The 24,088-nt window shown below is 73.7% G+C and carries 21 protein-coding genes; 10 read left to right on the forward strand and 11 right to left on the reverse strand.

Features of this window, described 5'->3' with window-relative positions:
* The first annotated feature begins 62 nt into the window (after nt 1–62).
* From FNX44_RS07175 to FNX44_RS07190, 4 genes are all read left to right on the forward strand, one after another.
* Complete coding sequence (locus FNX44_RS07175) at nt 63–296, forward strand: DUF397 domain-containing protein (RefSeq protein WP_143647137.1); 234 nt, start codon at nt 63–65, stop codon at nt 294–296.
* A gap of 181 nt (nt 297–477) precedes the next feature.
* Nucleotides 478–3,393 carry an SARP-family global regulator AfsR gene (afsR, locus tag FNX44_RS07180; RefSeq protein ID WP_143647138.1) on the forward strand — a complete coding sequence of 972 codons (2,916 nt, stop codon included), beginning with the start codon at nt 478–480 and terminating at the stop codon, nt 3,391–3,393.
* A 365-nt stretch (nt 3,394–3,758) separates the two neighbouring features.
* Complete coding sequence (locus FNX44_RS07185; protein WP_143647139.1) at nt 3,759–3,947, forward strand: hypothetical protein; 189 nt, start codon at nt 3,759–3,761, stop codon at nt 3,945–3,947.
* A 113-nt stretch (nt 3,948–4,060) separates the two neighbouring features.
* Nucleotides 4,061–4,219: a hypothetical protein gene (locus FNX44_RS07190; protein WP_153506972.1), complete on the forward strand. Its 159-nt coding sequence runs from the start codon at nt 4,061–4,063 to the stop codon at nt 4,217–4,219.
* A gap of 71 nt (nt 4,220–4,290) precedes the next feature.
* Here FNX44_RS07190 and FNX44_RS07195 read toward each other — a convergent pair whose 3' ends face one another.
* The 4 genes from FNX44_RS07195 to kbpA all read right to left on the reverse strand — a co-directional run bounded on the left by FNX44_RS07195 (nt 4,291) and on the right by kbpA (nt 9,043).
* Nucleotides 4,291–4,719 carry a pyridoxamine 5'-phosphate oxidase family protein gene (locus FNX44_RS07195; RefSeq protein WP_143647140.1) on the reverse strand — a complete coding sequence of 143 codons (429 nt, stop codon included), beginning with the start codon at nt 4,717–4,719 and terminating at the stop codon, nt 4,291–4,293.
* A gap of 74 nt (nt 4,720–4,793) precedes the next feature.
* On the reverse strand, nt 4,794–5,234 hold the full coding sequence (locus FNX44_RS07200; RefSeq protein WP_153506973.1) for a hypothetical protein: 441 nt from the start codon (nt 5,232–5,234) through the stop codon (nt 4,794–4,796).
* Nucleotides 5,235–5,354: 120 nt separating this feature from the next.
* Nucleotides 5,355–7,874 carry a protein serine/threonine kinase AfsK gene (gene afsK, locus FNX44_RS07205; protein WP_143647141.1) on the reverse strand — a complete coding sequence of 840 codons (2,520 nt, stop codon included), beginning with the start codon at nt 7,872–7,874 and terminating at the stop codon, nt 5,355–5,357.
* A gap of 371 nt (nt 7,875–8,245) precedes the next feature.
* Nucleotides 8,246–9,043: an AfsK-binding protein KbpA gene (gene kbpA, locus FNX44_RS07210; RefSeq protein ID WP_143647142.1), complete on the reverse strand. Its 798-nt coding sequence runs from the start codon at nt 9,041–9,043 to the stop codon at nt 8,246–8,248.
* A gap of 226 nt (nt 9,044–9,269) precedes the next feature.
* Here kbpA and FNX44_RS07215 point away from each other — a divergent pair, with 226 nt between their 5' ends.
* Nucleotides 9,270–9,917 carry a TetR family transcriptional regulator gene (locus tag FNX44_RS07215; protein ID WP_143647143.1) on the forward strand — a complete coding sequence of 216 codons (648 nt, stop codon included), beginning with the start codon at nt 9,270–9,272 and terminating at the stop codon, nt 9,915–9,917.
* A 285-nt stretch (nt 9,918–10,202) separates the two neighbouring features.
* Here the strand turns inward: FNX44_RS07215 and FNX44_RS07220 are convergent, their stop codons facing one another.
* Nucleotides 10,203–11,432: a S8 family peptidase gene (locus tag FNX44_RS07220; protein ID WP_143647144.1), complete on the reverse strand. Its 1,230-nt coding sequence runs from the start codon at nt 11,430–11,432 to the stop codon at nt 10,203–10,205.
* Nucleotides 11,433–11,609: 177 nt separating this feature from the next.
* A complete protein-coding gene (locus FNX44_RS07225) occupies nt 11,610–12,644 on the reverse strand; it encodes a helix-turn-helix domain-containing protein (protein WP_153506974.1) in 1,035 nt (344 codons plus the stop codon).
* A gap of 253 nt (nt 12,645–12,897) precedes the next feature.
* Here FNX44_RS07225 and FNX44_RS07230 point away from each other — a divergent pair, with 253 nt between their 5' ends.
* Together FNX44_RS07230 and FNX44_RS07235 are read left to right on the forward strand one after the other, a co-directional pair.
* Nucleotides 12,898–14,121: a flavin-containing monooxygenase gene (locus FNX44_RS07230; protein ID WP_143647146.1), complete on the forward strand. Its 1,224-nt coding sequence runs from the start codon at nt 12,898–12,900 to the stop codon at nt 14,119–14,121.
* Nucleotides 14,122–14,331: 210 nt separating this feature from the next.
* Nucleotides 14,332–15,417, forward strand: coding sequence for a hypothetical protein (locus FNX44_RS07235; RefSeq protein ID WP_143647147.1), 1,086 nt, complete (start codon nt 14,332–14,334; stop codon nt 15,415–15,417).
* A 46-nt stretch (nt 15,418–15,463) separates the two neighbouring features.
* Here the strand turns inward: FNX44_RS07235 and FNX44_RS07240 are convergent, their stop codons facing one another.
* A complete protein-coding gene (locus FNX44_RS07240) occupies nt 15,464–15,913 on the reverse strand; it encodes an ATP-binding protein (RefSeq protein ID WP_143647148.1) in 450 nt (149 codons plus the stop codon).
* Between the two features lie 273 nt (nt 15,914–16,186).
* Nucleotides 16,187–16,558 (reverse strand): STAS domain-containing protein, encoded by a 372-nt coding sequence (locus FNX44_RS07245; protein ID WP_173019125.1) that lies wholly within the window; start codon nt 16,556–16,558, stop codon nt 16,187–16,189.
* A gap of 356 nt (nt 16,559–16,914) precedes the next feature.
* On the opposite strand from FNX44_RS07245, the gene FNX44_RS07250 reads away from it, so the two are divergent.
* The gene (locus FNX44_RS07250) at nt 16,915–17,478 is read left to right on the forward strand and encodes a sigma-70 family RNA polymerase sigma factor (protein WP_143647149.1); all 564 of its coding nucleotides are present in this window, start codon (nt 16,915–16,917) and stop codon (nt 17,476–17,478) included.
* A gap of 446 nt (nt 17,479–17,924) precedes the next feature.
* Nucleotides 17,925–19,205, forward strand: a complete 1,281-nt coding sequence (locus FNX44_RS07255; RefSeq protein ID WP_323369106.1) for a zf-HC2 domain-containing protein — start codon at nt 17,925–17,927, stop codon at nt 19,203–19,205.
* 91 nt (nt 19,206–19,296) lie between these two features.
* Here the strand turns inward: FNX44_RS07255 and purU are convergent, their stop codons facing one another.
* A complete protein-coding gene (gene purU, locus FNX44_RS07260) occupies nt 19,297–20,226 on the reverse strand; it encodes a formyltetrahydrofolate deformylase (RefSeq protein WP_173019126.1) in 930 nt (309 codons plus the stop codon).
* A gap of 125 nt (nt 20,227–20,351) precedes the next feature.
* On the reverse strand, nt 20,352–20,798 hold the full coding sequence (locus FNX44_RS07265; RefSeq protein ID WP_143647155.1) for an SCO4402 family protein: 447 nt from the start codon (nt 20,796–20,798) through the stop codon (nt 20,352–20,354).
* Between the two features lie 172 nt (nt 20,799–20,970).
* Here FNX44_RS07265 and FNX44_RS07270 point away from each other — a divergent pair, with 172 nt between their 5' ends.
* Nucleotides 20,971–22,374, forward strand: coding sequence for an ABC transporter substrate-binding protein (locus FNX44_RS07270; RefSeq protein ID WP_143647150.1), 1,404 nt, complete (start codon nt 20,971–20,973; stop codon nt 22,372–22,374).
* Nucleotides 22,375–22,409: 35 nt separating this feature from the next.
* Here the strand turns inward: FNX44_RS07270 and FNX44_RS07275 are convergent.
* The coding region (locus FNX44_RS07275) for a hypothetical protein (RefSeq protein ID WP_228449721.1) at nt 22,410–24,088 on the reverse strand (1,679 nt) is incomplete at its 5' end.

Below are 24,088 nucleotides of genomic sequence, written 5' to 3' on the forward strand. Positions count from 1 at the left end.
GACGGACGCCGGGGGGATAGGGTCACCGGGAGTGGCCCCACCGGCACGAAGGGACATGAGCCATGGCAACGGAGCAGGAGAAGGACGAGCTCTACGCTCTCGACATCTCGGGAGTGGAGTGGCTGAGCGCGCCCGGCAGCCCGGAGGAGGAGCGGGTGGAGATCGCCCATCTGCCGGGCGGTGGCGTCGCGATGCGCAATTCCGCGGACCCGGACACGGTGCTGCGGTACACCGCCGCCGAGTGGGAGGCCTTTGTACTGGGGGCAAGGGACGGGGAGTTCGACCTGGAGCAGTGACGCTCCGCGGTGGCGCGCGGCGGGCCGGACACCCCTCGGTGCCCACCGCCGCGCGCACCGGTGGGTTCCCGCTACCCACCACTCCCGCCCAACGCGTCCGATACGGAACTGCCGCTTCCGTAGGGGAGAGTGCACACTGTTGGGTGCGGCACCGAATCACAGGGGAGACAAGGGGGCACGCATGGTCGCCGACCCGGGCACGGGGCTGCGTTTTGCTGTGCTGGGTCCGGTGCGGGCCTGGCGCGGCGAGGAGCCGCTGAGCACCGGTTCTCCGCAGCAGAAGGCGCTGTTGGTCGCACTGCTTCTGCGCGGCGGACACACCGCCACCGCCCAGGAGTTGGTGGACGCGCTGTGGGGGGAGGAGCCGCCGCAGCAGGCGCTGGCCGCGCTGCGCACGTACGCCTCGCGGCTGCGCAAGGTGCTGGGCAGTCAGACCCTGGTCACCGAGTCCGGCGGCTACATGATCGACACCGCCGCGCCGAACACCTCGCTCGACCTCGACGAGGCGACCCGACTCGCGGGCGAGGCCGAGAAGTTCGCGGCCTCCGGCGACCACGGCCGGGCGCGCGAGCGGTACAACGACGCGCTCGCCCTGTGGGACGGCGAACCGCTGGCGCGGGTGCCGGGACCGTACGCCGAGGCGCAGCGCGCCCGGCTGGAGGAGTGGCTGCTCTCGCTGCTCGAGCACCGTCTCGACCTGGACCTCCAGGTGGGTTGCCACGCCGAGGCGGTCGCCGAACTGACCGCGCTCAGCGCCGCCTACCCGCTGCGCGAACGGCTGCGCGAGCTGCTGATGCTGGCGCTGTACCGCAGCGGCCGGCAGGCCGAGGCACTGGCCGTGTACGCCGACACCAGGCAGCTGCTCGCCGAGGAGCTGGGCGTCGACCCCCGGCCGGAACTGGCCGAACTCCAGCAGCGCATCCTGCGGGCGGACGAGAGCCTGAACCTCACGCTCGACCGGCTCCCGGCGCCCGCCACCTTTGTCATGCCCCGGCAACTTCCGGCCACCGTCCCGGACTTCACCGGCCGCACCACACAGGTAGCCGAGCTGAGCGAACAACTCGCCACCTCGGAACGCAGCGTGATGGCCGTGTCCGCGGTCGCCGGCATCGGCGGCGTCGGCAAGACGACCCTTGCCATCCACGTCGCGCACGCAGCCAAGGACCGCTTCCCCGACGGTCAGCTCTACGCCGACCTGCGCGGCACCAGCACCTCCCCCACCGAGCCCGGCGCGGTGCTCGCCGCGTTCCTGCGCGCTCTCGGCATCGCCGACGACGCCGTGCCCGACGGCGTCGAGGAGCGGGCCGCGCTCTACCGCAGCATGCTGTCGGGGCGGCGGGTGCTGACCCTGCTGGACAACGCCCGCGACGCCGCCCAGGTGCGCCCGCTGCTGCCCGGCACCGAGGGCTGCGCCGCGCTCATCACCGCCCGCACCCGCATGGTCGACCTCGCCGGCGCCCACCTCGTCGACCTCGACGTCATGAGCCCCGAGGAGGCCATGACACTCTTCACCAAGATCGTCGGCGCCGAGCGGGTCGGCGCCGAACGCGAAGCCGCCATGGACGTCGTCGCCGCCTGCGGCTTCCTGCCGCTGGCGATCCGCATCGCCGCCGCCAGACTCGCCTCCCGGCGCACCTGGACGGTCTCGGTACTCGCCCGCAAACTCGGCGACGAGCGCCGCCGGCTGGACGAACTCCAGGCCGGAGACCAGGCCGTCCGCGCCACCTTCGAACTCGGCTACGGCCAGCTCGACGCCGAACAGGCCCGCGCCTTCAGGTTGTTGGGGCTCGCCGAGGGCCCCGACATCTCCCTGCACGCCGCCGCGGCCCTCCTCGGACTCGACGCCGACGACACCGAGGACCTGCTGGAATCCCTCGTCGACACCAGCCTGCTGGAATCCGCCGCACCGGGCCGCTACCGCTTCCACGACCTCGTCCGGCTCTACGCGCGCGACTGCGCCCTGCGCGACGAACACCCGCCGTCCGAACGGGAGTCGGCTCTCTCCCGACTACTCGACTTCTACCTCGCCACGGCCCGCGAGGTCTACCGGCTCGGCCGCCCCGGCGACCGCATCCCCGCCCACCTCGCGCAGACCCGGCACCCCGGCCTCCAGCCCACCGACCGCGAGGAAGGCCTGGACTGGCTGTTCGCCGAAGCCGACTGCCTGCTGGCGACCGCCCGCGCGCTCACCGGCCCGGCGACCCTGCCGCGCGCCGTCGACCTGCTGCTGGTGATCCGCGACCTCGCCGAGTCGGGCTCCTACTCCCGACAGTGCGCGCAGGTCGCCGAAACCCTGCTGAGCGCCGCCCAGGCGGCCGGCGACGCCCGCAGCGAGGGCCGCACCCGCACCGTCCTCACCTTCTCCAACATCGCCGCCGGCACCTTCCAACAGGCCGACGAACACGCCAAGCGGGCCATGCTGCTCGGACTGTCCGTGGACGACCCGATCGTCTGCGGCCAGGTACCCAACGAACGCGGCATCATCGGCATCTGCCAGGGCCACAACGAGGAGGCCGGCGCCTACCTGGAACAGGCCCTCGCCGCCTTCCGCGCCGACGGCAACCGGCCCGGCGAGGCCAGCGCGCTCAGCAACCTCTCCCGCGTCCACGGCAGCACCGGACGCACGGACAGCGCCGTCGCCCTCGCCGAACAGGCCCTGGACATCTACCGGGAACTCGGCGTCACCCTCCGACTGGCAAACGGACGCTACGCACTCGGCCTCGCCCTCACGAAGGTCGGCCGCACGGCGGAGGCGCTGGACCACCTCAGGCAGGCGCTGGAACTCTTCCAGCGCAACCGCATGTGCCTGTGGATCGGCATGACGTACTTCCGCATGGCCGAAGCCGAACTCGCCGCCGGGAACGCGGCGCGGGCCGCCGAGTTGGCCGAACAGGCGCTCACGGAACTGCGCGGTATCGGGGGCGACTGGCGGCGCGGGCAGGTGCTGGCGGTGTTGGGGCGGGCGCTGGACGCGCTGGGGCAGCAGGGGCGTGCGCACGCGTGCTGGCGCAACGCGCTGACCATCTTCGAGACGGTGGGCTCCGCGGAGGCGGACTCCGTCCGCGGCCTCCTCGCGGCCACGACGGTAGCCGCGTAACGGGGGCTCCGCCCCGGACCCCGTGTTGCGGCCTGGCGGCCGCTTGTCCTCAAACTCCCCCGGCCTTCGGCCGGGAGGTACCCCCAGGACGGGCTGAATTTTCAGCCCGTCCGGCGTTTGGGGACCGGGGGCCTGGGGGCTGGCCCCCAGGAAGCGGGACGGCCCCCCGCAGGGGCGTTCATCGATCGTTTATCCGCGTGCGTCATCCTCATATCATCGATCCGCCGCTCTCGGGGGGAGGCGGACCGGAACGGGGGAGTGCGGGCCGCGTGCCGCTACAGGCACAAGGCCGTGTCGCCCGTCCGGCGACCGCCGGGGGAGCCGCCGGGCGGGCGACAAGCACCACGCAACAGAGGAGCACGGTCATGAGCGACAACAAGAAGGTCGTCACCACACTCCGCGACGGGCACGCGACGAGCGAGCCCGTGCTGCGGGACGGACACGCGACCGGCGAGCCGATCTCGGCGAAGAAGAAGAAGCTTCGTGACGGTCACGCCACCGACGAGCCCACCACGACTCGTGACGGCCACGCCACGAGTGAGCCCGTCGGCTGAGTCTCCTCTACGGGGGAGTTGTGGGCCGGTGGCGGTGACCCGGAGGGGGAGTCACCGCCACCGGCCGCTCAGTTGTCCAATCGACAGACAGCCGACAGGAGAGACCAACCGTCATGAGCAGGACCAAGAGGATTCTTGCCGTCTGCGCGGTCGTCGCCGCCACCACGCTCGCCGGCGCGGCGCCCGCGCTCGCCGCGGCCCTCACGGACGGCCACGCCATGTCGCAGCCGCGCGACGGCGGCCCGAGCCCGCGTGACGGCCACGTCACCTGAGCCCGAGCACGACAGAAGAAGAGCCCGGCGCCGCACGAGCAAGACTCGCGCGGCGCCGGGCTCTTCCGAACTCAGATGGAGCCCAGGTCGGAGGAGTTCCACCGCTGGGGGCGCATCCGGACGGTCACCAGGGCGCCGAGTTGGGGGCCGCGGGTCCTCAGATACTCGGCGGCGGCCTCCTCGCCCAGGTAGCGCTCGGCCATCGCGGTGTCCTCGGCCTCCGTGGCCGGCCGGATCTCGCTCACCGGGCCCTCCACTGAGACGTAGCGGACGCTCGGCGCCAGCCGCTCCGCCATCAGCGAGAAGCGGCCGGCGTCGGCGAGGAGCTTGGCCTTGCGGGAGTCGGCCTCGGTGACGATCCACAGTTCGCCGCCCGGTCGGTAGTCGTACCAGACCGGGACCACCAGGGGGCCCCGGTCCGGTCCGGCTTCCACCGCGAGGGCTCCGATGTGCGGTTCGGTGAGAAACTGCTCGCGCTCTTCACGGGACAGCGGCGGCATGACTACGCTCCTGAACTCGGCTTACCTGTCGGTTCGCTACAGCGTAGGAGCGGCCACCGACATTCCCCGTTCGGTCAGTTGACCGGCTCCAGGCCACAGTTGGCCACCTCGTCGAGCCGTGCCGGGTCGGCCATCCGGACGGTGATGTTGCGCGACTGCCCGGCCTCCAGGGAGACCCGCTCGCTGCCGGTGGAAACGACAACCCCGGTGTCGCTCGTGAAGCGGACCGTGATGGTCCAGCTGCCGGACCGGGAGCTGGGCGCGCTGACCTGGACGTCGGCCGTGGGGTCGGCGACTCCGGCGCAACGCGTGATGTTCACGGTCGGGTTGGGCTTGTTGCCGCTGCCGCCCGTGGTGCCGCCGGAGGACGAGCCGCCGCTGGTGCCGCTGCTGGAGTCCCGGCCGCAGCCTCCGCCGTCTCCGCCGTCGGCGCCGCCCCGCTTGGCCGGGGTGAAACCGCTCAGCGCCAGGATGACAACGCCTACCACGGCGGCCAGCTTGAGCTGACTCCTCATTGTTCTTTCCTCCACGGTTTGACACGTGCACAGCAACTGCTTGCCGTGTCGGAGACGTCGTCAACCGGCGGCCGGTTCCCACCGGGCTGGCCGATTCTCGCTGTTCACCGCGGTGTTGCCTCAGGCGTGCTGGCCGGTTCCCTTCGCGGCGTCCAACGCGTAGACGCAGCGGTCCTTGCTGGAGGCGTAGAGCACCCCGCCGGCGACCAGCGGCGTACCGGTGATCTCGCCGCCGGTCTCCAACTTCCAGCGCAGGGTGCCGGCGACGGCGTCCAGGGTGTAGATGCAGTTGTCCGCCGAGCCGAAGTGCACCCGGCCGTCCACCGAGACCGGGCGGCCGACGATCTCCGCGCCGGCGCCGAAGCGGTAGCGGGCCGAACCGGGGACGGCGTCGATCGTGTAGAGCGCGTTGCCGCTGGTCACATGGACCATGCCGTCGGCGACGACCACCGGCTCGATGGTGCTGCGCGCCTCGGTCGGCACCCGCCAGCGGTCGTAGCCGTTGGTGGCGTCGAGCGCGTAGACCGTGCCGAGGTAGTCGGCGACGTACACACCGCCGCCGGCGATGGCCGGCCCCGGCGCGAAGGCGGGCGGGCTGAGGAAGGCCGCCGGGGAGTCGAAGCGCCAACGCTCGGCGCCGGAGTTGCCGTCCAGGCTGAGCACCCGGGAGCCGGCGCAGACGTAGACGGCGCCGTCCTCGGCCGGGCGCACCCGGACCGGGGTGCCGCCGACGGCCGCGCTGTCGCCGACCGGGTGCCGCCAGCGCTCGACACCGGTGCGGGCGTCCAGCGCGTACAGCTGGCCGTCGGCCCACACGTAGGCCGTGCCGTCGTGCAGCAGCGGGCCCGCGTCCGGCGTCTCGAAGTCGGTCTGCGCGCCGGCGATCGTCCACAGCAGGTCACCGGTGGCCGACTCCCACGCCTGGACGCCGCCGCCGCGGGTGCCGGTGAGCACCGTGCCGCGCTCGGCCTGGAGCGAGTAGACCCAGCCGTCGACGGCGAGCTTCCACCGCTCGGCGCCGTCCTTGGCGCCGAGCGCGAAGAGGCTCGGCCCGTCCGAGGCGTGCACCCGGCCGCTGGCGACGGCCATCGACCACGCGACCTCGCTGGTCTTGAAGCGGCGCTTGCCGCTGGCCACGTCCAGCGCGTGCACCTCGAAGGAGGTGACGTAGAGCAGGTCGTCCACGACGACCGGGGTGCCCCACAGGTCGTTGGTCATCCGGAAGCGCCATGGGCGCCAGCGCTCGGGGCGGCCGGGGACGTGCGGCGGCGGTTCGCTGACGGCCGGGCCGCCGGGCGTGCGCGGGCCGGACGGCACCGGGGCCGACACGCTCCCCGCGGCTCCGCCGCTCAACCCGCCGCTGAACCCGCCGTTCACGCCGCCGCCCGACGGGCCGCCGGGAGGCGCTGTCGGCGCCGGGGGTACGGCGGGCAGCAGGGACTGGCCGGCGGACGGTTCGGGCGCCCGCAGCCAGCCCGCCGGGCGGACGGCGACCTGGCGCCCTTCGGCCCGCCTCGGTCCGGGGCCGATGGGGAGCCGGGCGCCGGCGAGGTGGACCCGGTCGTCACTCGGCGGCGCGCCGAGCGGCGCCGGCTCGCCGGGTACGGCCGGGCCGCCGGAGGGGAAGGGGACGGGCTCGGGCGGCGGCGAGGCCATCGCCCCGACGGGTCCGGGGGCCGACGGCACCGGCTCGGGCGCCGGAGGCGGCGGCGCCTGCGGCGCGGGCCGCCGCACCGGGCGGGACCGGCCGCCGCGCTTGCGTTCGATCAGCTCGACGGCGCCGGCCGGCAGCCAGGCGGAGGCGGTGCCGCTGTCGTCCCCACCGGAGGAGAACAGATGCGGTGCGAGCTGCGCCTGGAGGTCGGCGGGGGTGGGCCGCAGTTCGGCCTCGGGGTTCATACAGGACTCGATGAGCGGCCGCAGGTCCTCCGGCAGCCCCTCCAGGTCGGGTCCCTCGCGCAGCAGCATGAAGACCGTCTCGACCGGGTTGGCGCCGTGGAAGGGCGCGTGTCCGGTGGCCGCGAAGACCAGCGTGGAGCCCAGCGAGAACACGTCGCTGGCCCCGGTGACGCTGCGGGAGTCCCTGGCCTGCTCGGGCGACATGTAGGCCGGGGTGCCGACCGCCACGTTGGTCATGGTCAGCCGGGTGTTGGAGACGCCGGAGGCGATACCGAAGTCGATCACCCGGGGCCCGTCCTCCACGACGAGCACGTTGGACGGCTTGAGGTCGCGGTGCACCAGCCCGGCGCCGTGGATGGACTGCAGCGCCTCGGCGATGCCGGCGGCCAGCCACCGCACGGCCTGCGCGGGCATCGGCCCGCACTCGTTGATGATCTCCTCCAGGGAGGGCGCGGGCACGTAGGCGGTGGCCAGCCAGGGCACGGCGGCCCGTGGATCGGCGTCGACGACGGCGGCGGTGTAGAAGCCGCTGACCGCGCGGGCCGCCTCGACCTCCCTGGTGAAGCGGACCCGGAAGAGCTGGTCCTCGGCCAGTTCCGTGCGGACCGTCTTGATCGCGACCCGCCGCCCGGAGGCGGAGCGGGCCAGGTAGACCAGGCCCATGCCGCCGGCGCCCAGCCGGCCCAGCACCTCGAACGGGCCGATCCGTCTGGGGTCGTGCTGCGTCAGCTGTTCCACCACGTGCCTTCCACCTCCCCGTAGGGACCGGTCGTCGTCGCCGGCGCCGGGCACGGCGCCGGAAGCTCGTCTCGCCGGACCGCCACGGCCCTCGGGCGCGCCGGTCCGGTAGGTGATTCTTCCCCCTGCCGCCGACAGCCGCGAACCGGGGGGCGGAATCCGCCGGTCCGTGCCCCGTCCCGGCCGGCCCGCCCGGCGTCCGCACGCCTCGGGTGGGACGGTCCGTGGACCGCCCCACCGCTTCGCTCCCTCACTCGCAACGCTCCGCTCCCCCGTCGACTGTTCCATCCGGGTCTCCCCGGGCCGGACGGGATCCTCACCCCGCCGGCGCTCACCGCTTCAGCCCCCATGCTCCGACATGCCGGGCCCCGTCGTCAGCCGTCCTGGCCGGTGACCGACGAATCCAGTACGGCAAAGGTCGCGCCCTGGTTGTCGAAAAGCACCGCAAATCGCCCGTACTGGCTGGTCTCGGCCGGGAAGGCGACGCGTCCGCCCAGTTCCTCGGCACGGCTCACCGCCTCGTCGCAGTCCGACACGGCGAAGTAGGTGAGGAAGTGCGGCGGCATCTCCGCGGGGAACACCTCGGCGACCAACGCCCTTCCCCCGACCGCGTGTTCGGCGTCGGCGGGCTTCCCGGCCGGCGCCCACAGCAGGAAGTCCGCGTCCTCCTCGCTGATGTCGGCCGTCGTGTAGTCGAAGACCGCCGGGTAGAAGGCGTCCGCCACCTCCTTGTCCCGCGCGTACAACTCGCCCCACAGATAGGAGCCCGGCTTGTCGCGCACCTCGAACCCGGCGAACGCCGACGGCTGCCAGAGGCCGAACACCGCGCCGTCGGGGTCGGCGACCACCGCCGTCACCCCGGCCGGGCCGTCGCCGACCCGCAGCGGCCCGCCGATCACGGTGCCGCCGGCGTCGCGTACCCGCTCGACGGTGGCGGTCATGTCCGGGGTGTGCAGGTAGAGCGTCCAGGCCGTGGGCATGCGCCCGTCGGACTTGCGGCCGAGCGCGGCGACCTGCCGGCCTTCGAGCAGGGCGGGCGTGTACGCGTCCGCTCCTTCGGCCGACTCGTCGAAGGTCCACCCGAACAGCCCACCGTAGAAACGCTTGCCGGCGGCCAGGTCGGGCAACATCACGTCCGCCCAGCAGGGCGCCCCCAGTGCGGCGTCGGGCATCGAAGGCCCCTCTCCTCGGTTCCTCGGGTTCTCTCGGCTGGTGACCAGTCTGTCCCTTTCGCGCCGTTCCGCCACCCCGCGGCCCAGACGCGCGGCGGGAGTGCGGCGGGAGTCGGGGCTGCGAACGGATCAGGCCATCCGCCATGAAAGGGGAGGTCATGAGCTGCGGGAACCCATTTGCAGGCGGTCAGATCGCGCCAACTCCGGCCGTCGGTAAGCTGACGGCATGACAGGACAAGTACGAACAGTTGACGGCCGCGTGGCCGGACGGCGCGGACAGGCGACCCGCCAGAAGCTCCTCGACTGCCTCGGCGAGATGCTCGGCTCCTCCCCCTACCGCGACGTCAAGGTCATCGACGTGGCGCGGCGGGCGGGCACCTCGCCGGCCACCTTCTACCAGTACTTCCCCGACGTCGAGGGCGCGGTACTGGAGATCGCCGAGGAGACCGCCCAGGAGGGCGCGGCACTCGACGAGTTGGTCGCCGGGCGGTCGTGGACCGGCCGGGCCGCCAAGGAGACCGCCGACGAACTCGTGGACGGTTTCCTGTCGTTCTGGCGCCGCCACGAGGCGATCCTGCGCGTGATCGACCTGGGCGCCGCCGAGGGCGACAAGCGGTTCACCAAGATCCGCACGAGGATCCTCACCTCGGTCGGCAACTCGCTGCGCGACGCGGTCGCCGAACTCCAGGCCAAGGGCAGGGTCGACGACTCGGTGAACCCGGCGGCCGTCGCCGCGTCACTGGTGACGATGCTCGCCTCGGTCGCCGGCCACCAACGGGGCTTCCAGGGCTGGGGCGTCAAGCAGGCCGACCTGAAGCCGACGCTCTCCCTTCTCGTGCACCTCGGCGTGACCGGGCGGAAGCCGACCAAGTGACCTGACCCGCCCGGCGACGACCCCGGGCCGCGCCACGCGCCGGGCCGGACCTGTCACCGGCCTCGGCGTGCGCTCCCCGGTAGTGACCCCGGGGGCGACCGGCGGCCGCCCGATCCCCTCCGTCGGACGGCCGCGCCGGCCGCTCCCGCCCCCCGCGCGCTCGACGCCCCGTCTCCGCGCCCTGATCAGACCGCGCTCCTCCACCCGAAGGAGAGCCGGCCTGGCTCGGGACGGGTCACCGTCGAGCAGGCTGCACAAGCCTTGTGAGATCCCCGCTGGGAGCCGCTAGAACCCGCTGTACACCAGCCTGTTGGGCGAGCCGGCCCCCGGGCCGGTCACCTTGCCCCGGCTCGCGGCGCCCAGGAGCGCGTCGGTCACCTTGGCGGGGGTCGCACCCGGGTCGCCCGCGAGGTGGAGCGCGGCGACGGCGGTGACGTGCGGCGTCGCCATCGACGTGCCGCTCATCGTGGCGGTGGCCGTGTTGGAGCCGTGCCCGGTGGAGACGATCGACGTGCCGGGCGCGAAGACGTCCACGCACGAGCCGTGGTTGGAGAAGGTCGAACGCCGGTCGTCCCGCGCCGTGGCGGCCACGGTGATCACGCTGGGCTCGCGGGCCGGCGACTGGGTGCACGCGTCGGTGTCCTTGTTGCCCGCCGAGACGGCGACCGTGATGCCGGCCTGGACCATCGCGCGGACCCCCGCGTCCTTGGCCGCGGCCGGCGAACCGCCGATGCTGACGTTGGCGACGGCGGGCCGCTTGGCGTTGCGCACCACCCAGTCGTACCCGGCGAGCACGTTGGCGGTGGTGCCGGAGTTCTGGCAGTTGAGGACCTTCACCGCGACGATCCGGACCTTCTTGGCGACGCCGTGCGCGCGACCGCCGATGGTGCCCGCCACGTGGGTGCCGTGGCCGTGGCAGTCGCTCGCGGTGGTGTTGTCGTCGACGAAGTTGTAGCCGTAGCTCGCCCGGCCCTCGAAGTCCTGGTGGCCGATACGGACCCCGGAGTCCACCACGTAGGCGGTGACGTTGCCGGCGGTCCTGGTGTACTCGTACCGCTTGTCGAGCGGCAGGTCGCGCTGGTCGACGCGGTCCAGGCCCCAGACGGGGTCGGTCTGCACGTCGTCGCCGTACTCGACGCGGTCGGGTTCGACGTAGGCGACCGCCGGGTCGGCGGCCAGGCGGCGGGCCTTCGCCTCGGTCATCCGCACCGAGAAGCCCTGGAGGGCGGCGCTGTAGGTGCGCCGCAGCGAGCCGTCGTAGCGGCCGGCGAGGCCGCGCGCCCGGGAGCGCACGTCCTCGGCCGTCGAGATGCCGGAACCGGCCTCGGGCCGCTTCTTCTTCAGGACGACGATGTACTCGCCGCGGATCACCGGTCCGACGTCGGCGCCGCGGATCTCGCCGAGCGGCCGTGACTCGGACGACACGGCGCCTGCGGTGCCGAGTGTCGTGCCGAGCACGGCCAGGGCCACTGCTCCCGCGCCCAGAACGAGGCGTATCGGTCCCGAACGTCGCATGGGGGCCTTCCCGTTGGGGGCGAGGAGTGGGGGGTGGCTGGTAACAGGTTCTAGCCGACCCACACGCCGCGGGGAGGCACAGCTGTGCCAACGACACCAAGGTGCCCGCCGGTAACCAGGAAGGTATGCGAAGTAAGTCCGAAATGCCCGCCGTTCGCAGTGGGCGGGAGGTACCGCTCAGAGCCAGCCGCGCCGCTGCGCCTGCAGTGCCAGCTGGAACCGGGAGGCGGCGCCCGCCTGTGCCATCAGCAGCTCCATGCGCCGGAAGAACGTCCGGCGGCTGACACCCAGTTCCCGGATGATCTGCGAGTCCGGCACGCCGGCCACCAGCATCGCCAGGATGCGCCGCTCGGTCGGGCCCGGCCGGACGGACAGCGCGGCGGAGGCGGGCGACGAGCCCGTCACCGACTGGATCGGCAGCGCGCGCTCCCAGCACGCCTCGAACAGCGCCCGCAGCGCCGTCAGCAGCCCGCTCGGCCGGACGACCAGCAGACTGCCACTGATGTCGACGTCGGCGATCGACAGGCTGACGAAGCCCACCCGGTCGTCGATGATCGTCAGCTTCACCGGCAGCTCCGGCAGCACCCGGGCCTGCTCTCCGGCGTCCACACACGGCTGGATGTTCGTCGTCAGATGGCCCGGGTGGGCCAGCGAGGCGCGGGCGTAGACGGCGCGGACCTGGACCCCGCGCTGGAGCATCGCGATCTCGCTGTCCGCGCCGCGCGCGGAGGACCAGAAGTACGGCGGGGTGTCGAAGCGCAGCACCTCCTTGCGGGCGCTACCGAGCGCTTCGCCGAGCCGCCGCTCGATGTCGTCCCCGGTGACCTCCTCGGCGACGACACCGCCGCTGGCGGCCGGGTCCCGACGGCGGTAGCGCTCATAGGCGCCCGCGATGGCCGCGGTGGCCTCCTCAAGACGCAGCGTGGCACGCCGGCTCAGCAGGTCCAGCGCGGCGCCCGGCGGGACCGGCAGCGGCGGGCGGGCGGGACCCTCGGGGTTCTCCACCACCAGGCCCAGTTCGACGAGTCGACCGACCGCCTCGGCGCGCCTGACGGAGTACACGGCGGGTTCGCGCTCGGCACCGGTACCGGCCGGCTCGATGCCGGAGAGCAGGTCGAGGTAGAGCCCGACCGCCTCCCGGTCCACACCGAGCGCGGCGAGGTGACCTGCCAGCTCCGCGGAGTGCGGATCATCTGCCCCGTCATGCGCCACCTGCCCCATGACATGGCACTTTAGTGCCGCTGTCCAGGAGGTGTCACCAGGGGCGCCCGGTACGGGGTACAACGTGCGATTGCTGCCGCCCACCCACCGGGATCCCCAACATCCCCAACCCCGGTCGGTGGGCGGCAGACCCATTTTCCCGCCCCACGACACCGGTTTTCCGTCCCCGCCACGCCGTCTCCCGGTGCGGCGGGCTCTCGGCATGACCGGGCGGAGTGCACCCCGAACGGTCTAGGCTCCCGACATGCTCACGTCCAGCACGGACCGCCCCGTCCACGTCGTCGGCGCCGGCCCCGGCGGTCTTGCCGCGGCCGCCGCCCTCCAGAGCCAGGGGATGCGCGCCCTGGTGATCGAGCGGGCGCAGAACGCGGGCGCCTCCTGGCGCGCCCGCCACGACTCGTTGCGACTGCACACCACCCGGCGCCGGTCGGCCCTGCCGGGACTTCGCATACCCCGGTCCGCGGGCCGCTGGCCGAGCGCGCCGGACCTGGTGGGCTACTTCGAGCGCTACGTCGATCACCACCGTCTGGAGATCGCCACCGGCGTGGCGGTGAGCCGCGTCGACCGGGCCGACCCCGCGGACCCGGACGCCGGCTGGCTGCTGCGGGCGAACGGCGGACGACTGCTGCACGCCCCCACCGTCGTACTGGCCACCGGGCGCCACGACACACCGTTCGTCCCGGACTGGCCGGGCCTCGACGGCTTCCCCGGGCAGGTGCTGCACTCCGCGCACTACCGCGCCCCCGGGCCCTACGCGGGCCTGGACGTGCTGGTGGTGGGCGCCGGCAACTCGGGCGCCGAGATCGCCCTCGACCTCCAGCGCGGCGGTGCGGCGGCCGTGCATCTGGCGGTGCGGACCCCGCCGCACGTGATGCGGCGTGCCACGCTCGGCTGGCCCGCCCAGTACTCCGGCATCGCGCTGCGCCGGGTGCCGGCCTTCCTCGGTGACGGGCTCACCCGGGCCACCAGCCGCCTCACCGGCCCCGACCTCACCGACCACGGCCTGCCGAGACCGGGCGGGGGACGCTTCACCCGGGCCCGGCAGGGCGCGTTCCCGGTGCAGGTGCCTGGCTTCGTGCGGGCCGTGCGGCGCGGCCGGATCCGCCCGGTGGCCGCCGTCGAGTCCTTCGACGGCCCACGGGTGCGGCTGGCCGACGGCAGCCACCTCGCCCCGGACGTGATCGTCGCCGCCACCGGCTACCGGTCGGGGCTTGCCGAACTGGTCGGCCATCTTGGCGTGTTGGACGAGAACGGACGTCCGCTCGCACACGGCCCGCGGACCGCGCCCGGCGCCCCCCACCTCCACTTCACCGGCCAGACCAACCCGCTCAGCGGCACGCTGCGCGAACTCAACCTGGACGCCGAGCGCATCGCCCGTGCCGTCAGCCGGGCGCACCGGCGCCGCGCGGGCACCCGACCACAGGCCGCGGAGTCCGTGCCGGAACCGACCACGGCCACGCGGGGGTGAACCGCCCTCCGCACACCGCCTCCCCCGACCGGGGGAAGATCATCGCGCTTCCCGGCCACGCGTCAGGGCCCGCCCGGCACCTGTGGACCGGGCCGCGAGCGGCGGCCGCGACAATGAGCGGATGCCACCGCTGTTCGACGACCGCACATCGATGACACCCCCCGCGCCGCTCCTCGTTCCCCTCCCCGCGCCGACCTCCGGGCCCCGCCGGTGACCGGGCGTCCGCGGTCCACCGGAACGGAGCGGTGGGCGGCCGGCTGCTGGGGTCTGCTCGGGCTGGCCCTGGGTGTGGTGGCGGCCGCGCTGCTGCTCGTCCACGTCCCCGAACGGCTGGAGCGGGAAAGGGACTTCGACGCCGTCGGCCGCTGCGCGGCGGATCGGCCGCCCGCCGAGTGCCGTCGACTCGCGGCCACCGTGCGGGAGGCGGTCAGCGAGCACCGGAACCGCAAGACCTACCACCGACTCACCCTGACCGACGCCGGAGGCACCACGCACCGGGTGGAGATGCTCGGCCGGCACCCGGTGTTCGACGCCGTCTCCCCCGGCGACCCGGTCACCATGACGGTGTGGCGCGAGCAGGTCCGGCGGGTGGACTTCGGCGAACTGCGCCAGGAGACCACCGCGACCCCCACCGGGGCCTACCGCCTGACCGCGGCGGCCGGCCTGTCGACGCTCGCGGTCTCGCTGGGCTTCCTGTGGGCCGCCTGGTGGTGGGCGCGCCGGCACACCGAGTCCCCCGAACGCGAGCCGCGCCAGGTGACGGTGGTGGTGCTCGCCGCGCTCGGCGGCGCGGCCATCGCCTTCGTGGCGCCGCTGGCCACCGACGACCTGCGCACCGCGCTACTGGTCGCCGCGGTCGGCGAGGTGCCCGTGGCGGTGGTCGCCGCGCTGCTCGTCCGCCACCACCGCCGCCGCGCGGGAAGGTCCTTCGACGTGACGCCGCGCCGACCGGAGAAGGAGCGCTGCTTCCCCGGCACCGTGCTCGGCGAGGTGCCGTACGCGGTCCCGGGCTACGACCATCTGGTGGCGGCGCCGGGCCTGTTGGCCGCCACTCCGGACCCGACCGGGCGGGTCGCCCGGCGGCCGCTGCCCGGCACGCTCGTGGTGGAGCGGGTACGGCTTCCGCACCGCGGCGATCCGGGCGGGACGCCGGGACCGGGCAGTCACGTCGTGCAGTGCCGGGACGGCGGGACGCCGGTGTTCATCGTCACCGACCGCGCGGACGTGCCGTGGGTGCTCGGCGCGTTGGGTCCCCGGCGGGAAGCTCTGCCCCGGGGCGGTGGTGAGGGGAACTGAGTCGCGCGACGCGGGGGCTCCCGGTCGCCGACGGTGTGCGGGCCGCTCAGGCGGTGTGCAGGGCGGCGACGGGTGCCGTCGTCGAGCGTGCGGGGCCCCGGGCGTCCAGCTCGCACCAGATGCGCTTGCCCTGGGCGTCGCAGTCCCAGCCCCAGCGGTCGGCGAGGCCGTCGACGAGCTCCAGGCCGCGGCCGCCGGTGTCGTCTCCGCCCGCGTGCCGCCGGCAGGGGGCGCGGTTGCTGCCGTCGGCGACCTCGACCCGCACCGCGCAGCCCTCGACCTGCCGGGCGGGCAGCAGCATGCGCAGCACGGACGGGCAGCCGGCGTGCACCACGGCGTTGGTGACGAGCTCGGAGATCAGCAGGATCAGCGTCTCGCCCAGTGGACCGTCAGCGCTGATGCCGCAGCCGGCCAGTCGGGAACGGGCCCATCGACGGGCGCGGCCGACCTCCATGGGATCGGTACCGATCTCCAGCTGTACCTGAAGCACGTGCACTGCTCACACCACCAAAACCGACAAAGTCACTGATCGTGACCCCGGAGCACCACAGCGTGCTGGATGGATCGCTTGCGTGACAAGGGATTCAGGCATATTCCGGCGCAAAGGAGTACACACACGCCGTCGTGTGCGAGGGCCGGCCTGCGGAGTCGAACGAAGACCCGCACGGACACGCGCCTGAAACACTCGCATTCGTGTGAGCCTACCGGAGCACGCCCGGCGTCACGGAAGTCGATCAGTCACGACCTGGTTTCATCTACCGGCGGCGCTTCAGGCCGACAGCGGGCGGGCCGCCGCGTCGGTGGCCGCCTCCAGGTCCGGGTAGCAGGCGAAGAGCCGGCGCACCCCGAGCGCGGCGAGCACCCGGTTGACGTGTGAGCCGTCCACCGCGCCGCGCGCCGGCAGGATCAACCGCAGACGCCCCGCGCACGAGTGCATCAGACGGCGGGCGGCGATCAGCACGCCGACGCCGCTGGAGTCGCAGAACAGCACCTCGGTCAGATCCAGCACCAGGTCACGGCGACCCTCGGCGACCGCGTCGTGCACGTGTTGCCTGACGAGGGGCGAGGTCACCAGGTCCAGCTCGCCGGACACCCGCAGGACGGCCCACTCCCCCCGTGACTCCTGCAACACCTTCAGCATGACGCGCCCTTAGCTCTTGGTCCGCGAGCCGGCACCGCCGGCTCCTCACCGCCTCGGCTGCCCTGCGGGCCGGCGCCGAAACGAACTCCCCCACGCGAGCCTACGCGCAAGATGTCTCCCTTCCCTCACAGTTCCGGTCATCACCGGTCGAATACGGCGACAAACAACCAGTATCAGCTGAGAATCGACAGACAGGGGCGCTCAGTAGCCCTCAGCGCCCCCGGAATCGAGCACAATGTGACGGGACCACCACCATCAGCGATGGGCCTGGGGGCGCACATTGCCGCAAAGGGGCGTGCGTTGTCACCCCCTCGCACTACATTCGGGTAAGAGCGAAGGGCTGGGGGCGGATCAGCATGGCGCACGACACACCACCCCGCTGGGACCGCAAGATGCAGCAGCGGCTGTCCCGCGGGGAGGCCGCGGCACTCGGCGAGCTGTACGACCAGTTCGCGGTGCTGGTGCACGGGCTGGCCCACCGGGTCCTGGAGGACGAGGACGAGGCGGACGCCGTCACCCGGGAGATCTTCGCCCGGATCTGGGAGCATCCCGAGCGCTTCGACCCCCGCAAGGGGTCGATGCGCTCCTGGATCGCCGGCCTCACACAGGAGTTGTCCGTACAGCGCCTCCGCCGCCACCGCTCGGCCGACCGCCCGTCGGAGTTGGTGGAGCAGCAGGTCGCGGCGGCCTCGGCGGCGGCCCGCGCCGACTACATCAGGAACAGCATGCCCGCCTCGCTGCGCGCGGCACTGGAGTTGGCGTACATTCACCGCAGGGACTACCGGCAGACGGCCCGCCAACTCGGCGTCACCGAGGACGAGGCCAGGCGCCGGTTGCGGCTGGGTCTCCAGTTGCTGTCCACCGCCGCAGGCGGCGCCCTCCCGGCGCTCGGCCGATCAGGACTCGGGAGTGAGCGGTGAACGATCCGCAGGAGCCGGGGCGCGCTCCGGGCGACGAGGGGCCCGCCCGCGGGCCGCTCATCCCGCCGCCGCGCTCGGCCGCCGACGACCGTCCGCCACGAGCCAGACCGCCGCGCCCGCGAGGGGTCCCCTCACCCAGAGCGGGGTCACCACTGCCCGCGGCCCCGCCCAGCGCCGCGGGCGACCGCGCCCGTCCGGCGCCCGGTGACGTCACGCCGTCCCGGCGCGGCAAACCTCCCGAACGCGGTCCGGGCGCCCGCCGCCGCCCGGAGCGCGCCGACCGCGCCGATCATTCCGACCGGTCCGACCGATCCGGCCGCTCCGACGCCGTCCAGCCCCTGCGCCCCGTACCGCCGGCGGAGTCGGCCCCGCACGTCGAGCCCGCGCCGCCGTCGGCGCCCGCCCCAGCCGTGGAGACCGCCCCGCCGGCGGAGACCGTCCAACCGGTGCAGTCCGCGCCGGCCGCGGAACTCTGGACGGACGCGGTGCCGCCCGAACCCACCGACGCGGCCCGGAACCCGACGGGCGGGTCCACACCGCGAGGCGGCCCCGAGTCGTCCGGCGGTCCCGGGCCCACCGGCGGCCCGGCACCGCACCACGCCGCCGGCCTCGACCACGGCGTGCTGAAATCGCTGCTCGGCGCCTGGGCGTTGGCCGCGTGCTCCGCCCAGGAGACGGCCGCCGTGGAGGCGCATCTCACCGACTGCGCGCCGTGCGCCGGGGAGGCGCTGCGGCTGCGCGACGCGGTGGCGCTGCTGCACCCCGAGGACAATCTCGACCTCGATCCGCGCCTGCGCAGCCGGGTGTTGGAAGGCGCGCTGGGCCGACGCCCGGCGCGCATACCGATACCCGAATGGGCCGAGCCGTTCGACGCGGAGACGGCCCGGCTGGACGCCCTGCTGCGGGACATGGCCGACGCCGAGTGGCGGGCCCCGGTCCGGCTGCGCTGGTTCGAGGGCGAGCGGGAGCACACCCGCACGGCCACGGTCGCCGAGGTCATCTCCCACCTCATGGCGGTGGACGGCCTGCTCGCCGGTCAACTGGGGCTGTCCGACCCGCTCGCCGCGCTGGCCGACGAACCCGGGGCTCCACAGCTCGCCGCACTCGCCAACCCGGCGAGCCGCACCGAGGCCTACTGGAGCTCCGGAATCGCGCCCGAGGGACGCCTGGTGCACGGGCCGTGGCGGGAGCAGACCCACGCGCTGATGCGCGGTGCCTCGTTCGCGGACGCGACGGCGGCCGAGCGCGAGGTGCGCGGCGTCCGGCTGCCGCTGCGGGACGCCTTCCTCGACCGCGCCTTCGAGCGCTGGACCCACGCGGTGGACATCGCCGACGCCGTGGACTATCCGCATCCGGCGCCGGAGGGCGCCCATCTGCGCCAGTTGATCGGCCTGGCGGCGCGCACACTTCCGCATGTGCTCGCCGACCGACGCCGGGCCGGGCTCGCCGCACAGCCCAGGCGGCTGTCGGTGGCCGGGGCGCCCGGCCGCACGCTGCACCTGGAGGTCGAGGGCAGCGGCGGCGGCGACTGGTACATCGCGCTGGACAGCCCCACGGCCGAAGCAGGGCCGGAGGGCGCGGTCGCCCACGTCGCGATGGACGGCGTGGAGTTCTGCCAGCTTGTCGCCGGGCACGTCTCGCCGCTCGACGCGGCCGCCGGCGCGGAGGGCGATCCGCAGGCCATCCGGGACGTGCTGTTCGCCACCGCGTCGATGTCGAGGCTGTGACGGCGCCCGGCGGCCCGGGTTCAGGGCACGGTCACCCTCAGGGTCAACCCCAGGGTCGGGCTCGGCGTCGTGATCGGGCTCGGCGTCGGGCTCAGGCGAAGACCACCGTGCGGTGGCCGTTGAGCAGCACCCGGCGCTCGCTGTGCCATTTCACCGCGCGCGCGAGCGCCTGACACTCCACGTCCCGTCCGACCGCCACGAGCTGTTCGGGGGTGGCCTCGTGGCCGACGCGCTCGACCTCCTGCTCGATGATCGGGCCCTCGTCGAGGTCGGCGGTCACGTAGTGCGCCGTCGCGCCGATCAGCTTCACGCCCCTGGCGTGCGCCTGGTGGTACGGCTTGGCGCCCTTGAAGCTCGGCAGGAAGGAGTGGTGGATGTTGATGATCCGCCCCTCCAGCGCCTTGCACAGGTCGTCCGAGAGGACCTGCATGTAGCGGGCCAGTACGACCAGTTCGACGCCCTCCTCACGAACGAGGTCGAGCAGCCGGGCCTCCGCCTCGGCCTTCGTCTCCCTGGTCACCGGGATGTGGTGGAACGGCACCCCGTAGGAGGCGGCCAGCTCGGCGAAGTCGGTGTGGTTGGAGACCACCGCCGCGATCTCGACCGGCAGCGCGCCGATCTTCGCGCGGAAGAGCAGGTCGTTGAGGCAGTGGCCGAAGCGGCTGACCATGATGATCACCCGCATCCGCCGGTCGGCGCGGTGCAGCTGCCAGTCCATGTGGAAGGAGTCGCCGATCGCCGCGAAGCTCGCCCGCAGCTTCTCCAGTGTCGCCGGGGCCTCGGCGCTGAAGTGCACCCGCATGAAGAACAGGCCCGTGTCGTGGTCGCCGAACTGCTGGCTGTCCTCGATGTTGCAGCCGGTCATGAACAGGTAGCTGGAGACCGCGTGCACGATGCCCTGTTTGTCCGGGCAGGACAGCGTCAGGACGTACTGCTCGGGCGCGGACCGACCGGAGTCGGCGGCGGCCGGCTGGTTCGACTGACTCGGGCTCGACGGGCTCGATGGACGCGACGCACTCATGGCAACAGCGTCCCACATCGCAGGCCCGCCGCCGGACGCCCGACCGCCAGGCGGACGGCTCGTGGGGGCGTCGGGAGCGTGCCGGCGCGTCGGAGCGTGCGGGCGCTTCGGAGCGTGCCTGCGCCTCACACCGCGCGCAGCGTGATCGCCAGTACGTCGAGCGACTTCGGCGGCTCCTCCGGGTCCTCACCGTCGTTGGCGGTCAGCAGGACGTGCGCCTCGCGCGCCGCCAGCGTCGCCTCCGGCCAGCCCGGGTGTTCCAGATAGGAGGCGGCGGGGGCGTCCGCGCCGACCTGGTGCACGATGCGCAGCACCCGCAGGACGGCGGCGTCCACCGCGGTCGCCTCGCGCACGTCGCGGAAGATCGTGCCGACGTACTTCTCGGCGGACCAGCTGTCCAGCCAGGTGTCCTCCACCAGCCGGTAGACCGCGTCCGTGACGTCCCCGTAGCCGGGCCGGCCGGCCAGCCAGCACTCCCGCTGGAAGACGGGATCGGACAGCATGTGCAGCGCTGACCGCACGTTGCAGCGCCAACGCCACCAGGGCACGTCTTTCACCGGCATGTCGCCCATGGTGGGGGAACGACTGCCGCGACGGGAAGACCTCTCCTCGGTTCGCACAGTCCTCGATCGTACGTTCCGAGCACAAACGGCACGGCCGGCCCCCTCCAATTCACCCGGTGGTCACCATGAGTTCCCCGGTCATCACTCGGTCGTTACGAGCGGCGCGGCAGGGTGCATGGACATGACCGCTCGGCGCCGTACCCCCGCCAGTCCGAACGCCTCGCGCGCCTCGAACGACCCGCGCGCCTCGACCACCCCCTCCCCCCGCCGCCTGCCACGCGTCGCCGCGCTCGGCACCGCTCTGGCCATGGCCGGCACGGCCCTGCTCACCGGCTGCGGCGGCCTGCCCGGCCTCGGCGGCGGCGCCTCCGGAGAACCCATCACGGTGATGACCTGGGCCCCGGTGAAGACGCAGGCCACCAACATGCCCGGAATGCCCGCCCTTGCCAAGACCTACGCCCGCTGGGTCAACGCCAACGGCGGCATCGGCGGCCGCAAGCTGCGCGTGATCACCTGCAACGAGGGGAACGACAGCGTGCGCGCCGCCGCGTGCGCCAAGCGGGCCCGCGACGAGGGCGCGCTCGCCGTCGTCGGCTCCTACAGCCAGCACGGCCACTCCTTCATGCCGCACCTGGAAAGCGTCGGCATCCCCTACCTCGGCGGCTACGGCAACTCCGCCGAGGAGTTCACCAGCCCGCTCTCCTATCCGGTCAACGGCGGCCAGGCCGCACTCGTCGCCGGCAACGGGCGGCAACTCGCCGAACGCTGCGAGAAGGTCTCCCTCGTCCGGCCCGACACCATCGCCGGCGACGAACTGCCCGGCCTGTTCAACGCCGGCCTGGCCGCCGGGAAGCGCGACCGGGCCACCGACGTGCGCGCCCCGGAGGACTCCGCCCACTACGCCGCCGAGGCCGAGCGCGCGCTGACCGCGGCCGGCGCGAAAAAGGTCGACACCCAGCCCGGCGGCGAAAGCGGCATCGTGGGCGCCGCCGGTCCCGCCGAGGCGCCCGGTTCCTGCGTGAGCGCCGCGCTCGGCGGGCGGACGTCCACCTTCTTCGACTCCTTCTTCCGCCAGCAGCGCGAACACGGCCGGGTGGAGATCGGCTCGGTGCTCGGCAGCGTCGAGCAGTCCCTGGTGAACCGCACCGGCGGCGGAAAGGGCCCGCTCGAGGGCGCCAACGTCACCAGCTGGTACCCGGCCGGTGGCGACCCCGTCTGGGACCAGATGAAGGACGTCGTCCGGGAGTACGCCTTCGGCGACAACCGCATCGACACCTACGACCCCGGCGTGCAGACCACCTGGGTCGCCTACACCGTGCTGCACCGGGTACTGGAGGCGCTGGACGGCGGGAAGATCAGCCGCCAGGCCATCCAGCGCCAGCTCGACGTGGGCGAACCCGTCAGCACGGGCGGGATCACCCCGCCCCTCGGCTGGCGCTACGAGGACCAGTTGGGCACCCGCTCCTACCCGCGCCTGGTGAACCCGATGGTCAACTTCCAGCGGGTGGAGAAGGGCCGGCTGGTCGCCGCCCAGCCCGACCCCGTCAACATCGCCGCGACGTTGGAGAGCGCCGGCGGCCGCTGAGCGGCGACGCCGCCAGCGAACTCCGGCGACTCGACTCAGAGTTGAGTGGCCTGGCGTTCGGTGAGGCCGTACTGGCGGGCCGTCGGGTTCCACAGCCGGGCCGCGGCCTGCTTCGCCTGGGTCGCCTCGCCGCTGGCCCGGTTGGCGCGGGCCAGCTCGTTCGTCGACCGGGCCTGACCGCCTCGGCAGCCGCGCGGCCGGGCCACCCGGTCCGCCCACGCCGCGTAGTGGTCGTCGGCGGCGGCCGACGCCTTCCACGCCTTGGTGAGCTGCTCGGTCAACCGGGCATGGTTGGGCAGCTCGTTCACCGACAGCCCCTCCAGCCTGGTCACCAGGCTGTTGCGCTGCCGGGCGGCGTCCCGCAGATCGCTCGCCGCCTTGTCCAGGTTCTGGCACTTCTTGATGTTCTCGACCGATCTGATCACCGCGTCACGGCTGTTGTTGCTGTCGGCGAGCAACTTGTCCAGTTCCTTGGCCTGTTCCTCCGCCGGGTCCTTCGACTCCTCCGGCTCGGGCGTCGGCTCCGGCTCCGTCGGCTCCTCGACGGGCGGCGCGCTGGACGCGGCACCCTGCGGCTGAGCGCTCTCGCCGCCGCCGTTCCCGCCGCCGAGAGCCGCACCGGCGACCAGACCACCGGTGATCAGCACGGCGGCTCCGGCCGCGCCCAGCAGTATCGGCTTCCGCCGGCTGCCGGCCGCGTCAGCCGCACGGCGCTCGGCGCGGGTGCCGCCGCCCGTCGGCGGCCGACCGGCCGTCTGCTTGGCGCTCGCCTGCTCGAAGAGCGAGATGCTGCCCTCGGGCGCCCGGGAACGCGGGCGAGCCGCACCGGTCGGCCGGAAAAGGCCTTCGAACTCCTCCGGCGTCCGCCGCTCGGCCGTCGCGGGCCCGGCCGTCGCGGACGACGCGCCCGGCGCCGCGGACCCGCCGGGCACGTACGGCTCGTCACCGATCGGCGGCAGGTACTGGGTCGCCTCCAGACCCTCCGGCCCGGCGGCGCCCATCGGGGGGATGAGCTGGGTCGCGTCCGCGTCCGCCGACGGCTGCGGAGGCAGGTACTGCGTCGCGTCGGCGTCCAACCCGCCAGGCGACGGCGCGGTTCCGAAGTCCGCCTGAGGCGGGATGAGTTGCGTCCGCTCCGCGTCCGCCTCGGAGGAGGCCTGCGGTGACGGCTGCGGCTGCGGGGCCGTCACGTCCCCGAAGGCCCCCACGGGCCCGGCGGGCGCCCCGGCCGCACGTTCACCGAACTGCGGCTGCGGCTGCGGTTGCGGCTGCGGGTGCGGGTGGCCGTACCCGCTCGTGGGTGTGCCGCCGCCGGGCTCCTGGCCGGCACCGTAGGGCTGCGGGTGTGCGTACGCGGTCCGTGGGACACCGCCGTCACCCTGCCCGTACGGCTGAGGCCGCGCGTACGCCGTCTGCGGTGCCCCACCGGCCCCCGCCCCGAACGACTGCTGCCGAGGCTCCCCGTACCCGCTCTGTGGCTGCCCGTACCCGCTCTGTGGCTGCGGCTGCGCGTAGCCGGTCTGCGGTTGCGGTTGCGCGTAGCCGGTCTGCGGGGCGGCGGCGCCGCCGAAGGTGGGGTGCGGCTGGGGCGGAGGCCCTTGTGGTGGCGTGGCCGCAGTGACGGGCTGCCGGCCGCCGTGGGTGTGGAAAGCCCCGGGGGCCGCCGTCTGCCCGGTACCGCCCGGCGTGTCACCGACGGGCGGCGGGGGTATGT

The organism is Streptomyces alkaliterrae (assembly GCF_007097205.2).
Taxonomy (GTDB): Bacteria; Actinomycetota; Actinomycetes; order Streptomycetales; family Streptomycetaceae; genus Streptomyces; species Streptomyces alkaliterrae.

Coding starts and splice junctions, on each gene's coding strand:
- afsR (WP_143647138.1), top strand. CDS start 478: ATGGTCGCCGACCCGGGCACGGGGCTGCGTTTTGCTGTGCTGGGTCCG.
- FNX44_RS07215 (WP_143647143.1), top strand. CDS start 9,270: ATGACAGGACAAGTACGAACAGTTGACGGCCGCGTGGCCGGACGGCGC.
- FNX44_RS07265 (WP_143647155.1), bottom strand. CDS start 20,798: ATGGGCGACATGCCGGTGAAAGACGTGCCCTGGTGGCGTTGGCGCTGC.
- FNX44_RS07245 (WP_173019125.1), bottom strand. CDS start 16,558: ATGCTGAAGGTGTTGCAGGAGTCACGGGGGGAGTGGGCCGTCCTGCGG.
- kbpA (WP_143647142.1), bottom strand. CDS start 9,043: ATGCCCGACGCCGCACTGGGGGCGCCCTGCTGGGCGGACGTGATGTTG.
- purU (WP_173019126.1), bottom strand. CDS start 20,226: ATGAGTGCGTCGCGTCCATCGAGCCCGTCGAGCCCGAGTCAGTCGAAC.
- FNX44_RS07220 (WP_143647144.1), bottom strand. CDS start 11,432: ATGCGACGTTCGGGACCGATACGCCTCGTTCTGGGCGCGGGAGCAGTG.
- FNX44_RS07230 (WP_143647146.1), top strand. CDS start 12,898: ATGCTCACGTCCAGCACGGACCGCCCCGTCCACGTCGTCGGCGCCGGC.
- FNX44_RS07185 (WP_143647139.1), top strand. CDS start 3,759: ATGAGCGACAACAAGAAGGTCGTCACCACACTCCGCGACGGGCACGCG.
- FNX44_RS07190 (WP_153506972.1), top strand. CDS start 4,061: ATGAGCAGGACCAAGAGGATTCTTGCCGTCTGCGCGGTCGTCGCCGCC.
- FNX44_RS07200 (WP_153506973.1), bottom strand. CDS start 5,234: ATGAGGAGTCAGCTCAAGCTGGCCGCCGTGGTAGGCGTTGTCATCCTG.
- FNX44_RS07250 (WP_143647149.1), top strand. CDS start 16,915: ATGGCGCACGACACACCACCCCGCTGGGACCGCAAGATGCAGCAGCGG.
- FNX44_RS07195 (WP_143647140.1), bottom strand. CDS start 4,719: ATGCCGCCGCTGTCCCGTGAAGAGCGCGAGCAGTTTCTCACCGAACCG.
- FNX44_RS07270 (WP_143647150.1), top strand. CDS start 20,971: ATGACCGCTCGGCGCCGTACCCCCGCCAGTCCGAACGCCTCGCGCGCC.
- FNX44_RS07175 (WP_143647137.1), top strand. CDS start 63: ATGGCAACGGAGCAGGAGAAGGACGAGCTCTACGCTCTCGACATCTCG.